Genomic DNA, 297 nt, shown 5'->3' with positions numbered 1-297 from the left:
CTGTTCCTACTCCCATTTGACCAGGGCCGTTTGAAGTCAGTTTCAGATCAATAATATTGCCAATGTCTGCTGATGATTGAAAGCGAGCCGTATCACCTTCCTCCCCAACAAGTTCAAAGCCCAATTCCTTCTCTAACAATTCAGCCGTTTTTTTAGGTTGTGCAGAGAACAATATCGCCCCTCCAAACCCTTTTATTGCGACTTCTGGAGTTATTTCACCAAAAGACCAAGTGTTTTTCTCACCACAAGCTCGTGCAACTATTTCTAATCTAAGTCCATGCGGATCAAGAAAGCTTA

The 297-nt window shown here is 42.8% G+C and carries 1 protein-coding gene; it reads right to left on the bottom strand.

Annotated elements, in window-relative coordinates:
- The coding region (locus PZE06_RS28195) for a VOC family protein (RefSeq protein ID WP_483314099.1) at nucleotides 1–297 on the bottom strand (297 nt) is incomplete at both ends.

Origin of the sequence: Robertmurraya sp. DFI.2.37, from assembly GCF_029211245.1 — a bacterium.
GTDB classification, from domain to species: domain Bacteria; phylum Bacillota; class Bacilli; order Bacillales; family Cytobacillaceae; genus Robertmurraya; species Robertmurraya methanolica_A.
This window is presented reverse-complemented; position numbering and strand designations above follow the sequence as displayed.